This is a genomic window from Succinivibrio sp. (genome assembly GCF_045124615.1).
GTDB classification, from domain to species: domain Bacteria; phylum Pseudomonadota; class Gammaproteobacteria; order Enterobacterales; family Succinivibrionaceae; genus Succinivibrio; species Succinivibrio faecicola.
Window position 1 is genome coordinate 1 of the sequence record NZ_JBGVMC010000170.1, and the last position, 1,668, is coordinate 1,668.

Annotated in this window: 1 protein-coding gene and 1 tRNA gene; both read left to right on the plus strand. The window is 34.7% G+C overall.

The genetic code is table 11. The features are described from left to right. The first annotated feature begins 63 nt into the window (after nt 1-63). Nucleotides 64-139: transfer RNA gene (locus ACJML3_RS04470), tRNA-Gly, on the plus strand. A gap of 397 nt (nt 140-536) precedes the next feature. Continuing rightward, nucleotides 537-1,496, plus strand: coding sequence for an SPFH domain-containing protein (locus tag ACJML3_RS04475; protein ID WP_406020972.1), 960 nt, complete (start codon nt 537-539; stop codon nt 1,494-1,496). The last annotated feature ends 172 nt before the right edge of the window (nt 1,497-1,668 follow it).

Consider the following 1,668-nt stretch of genomic DNA (forward strand, 5'->3'; position numbering starts at 1 on the left):
TGAAAAAAAATAAAAAAAATGTTGACAGATTTAAATTCTGGTCTATAATGGCACTCATCGGATGCGGGAATAGCTCAGTTGGTAGAGCATAACCTTGCCATGGTTAGGGTCGCGAGTTCGAACCTCGTTTCCCGCTCCAGATAAGATAGAAGAGTACTATAAGGTCTCTTCTTTTTTTTTGCTCTTTGCATGTTCTTAACAAAAGTTAAAAGCGCAAATTGTCCATCTTAGTTTTGTAGTCTTCGATTCTGATACAAACGAAAGTGTAAATTAGAAAATTTACTATTGCTTTCTTCATTTCTATATATCAACCTTTCTTATACACCATGAAGGATAAAAAACGATTTAGTGAGACTGTCAGGCAGCAGAGAATAAATATCCTTTATAATAAAAGTCATCTTACGATAGGAAGATTAGCTCAACCTTGCAAAATGAAAAAATAAGAATTTTTTCTGGAGTTGCTTGTAGATGATATGATTTTTGAGCAAAACAATTTGCACAAAGTGCATTTGATTTGTAATTAAGGAATACAACCTATGAAAAATGAAAAAGAAAATAAGATAAATTATAAGTTAACAATAATCAAGAATATAGATTTGTCAAAGAAGTTTTATATTATAGTAGGAGCTCTTCTATTTGTTTTTATTGTATATAAGAACGCATACATTATTGATCAAGGTGAAAAGGCTGTAGTAACCAACTTTGGTGAAATCTCATCTACATGGAATGCCGGTTTGCATTTTAAAGTTCCTGTAGTACAGTCTGTTAAGCGTTACTCCGTAAGAGTTCAGAAGTCTGTCTTTGGTACAGCAAATGGAGGTGACGGTCAGGTTCTTTCTGCATACTCTAATGATCAGCAGATCATTGAGTCTTACACTATCTCCATTACATGGAATTATGATCCTGCACGTATTGAAGACGTTTACAGACACTTTGGCACATCGGATGATAATTCGGTATTTGAAACTGTAGTATCACCAACTATTCAGCAGACATCAAAAGCACTGTTCGGTCAGTATACTGCTCAAACTATTGTACAGGACAGAGCAAAATTGGATACTGCTTTAGAGAAGAAAATAAAAGAGCAGTTACAGAAGTATCCTATTAACTTAATCTCAGTACAAATCGTGGACATCAACTTTTCAAAGTCATATGAGAATGTGATTGAACAGACTGCTCAGAAAAAACAGGAAATTGAGAAGGCTCGTAATGAGTTAAAGCGTATTGAGATTGAATCTCAGCATCAGGTTGCCAAGGCAGAAGCTGCAAATAAGGCAACCAGACTTAAAGCGGATGCTGAGGCTTATCAGATTACAGTAAGAGCCAAAGCAGAGGCTGACGCAATAAGATTAAAAGCAGAGGCTTTAAAGGCAAATCCAGCGTTAGTTGAACTGAATATCGCAGAGAAATGGAATGGCACTGTACCACAGACAGTAGTAACTTCTAGTAAAGGTGGAAATTTGCTTCCTCTTTTGAATCTAAACAATAAACAGTAAAGTTTTTTACAGGATCAGTTAGAAAAGAAAACCTATCTATAGAAGATAGGTTTTAGCTCTAATGCAAATGAGACAATTGGTTATTTAACTTTTTTCACTTCAATATAGCAGTTTTTCTGATAAAAGCTGATGCCATAGCAGTAAATATCCGATATAACATCATCAAAGAATT

Coding starts and splice junctions, on each gene's coding strand:
- ACJML3_RS04475 (WP_406020972.1), top strand. CDS start 537: ATGAAAAATGAAAAAGAAAATAAGATAAATTATAAGTTAACAATAATC.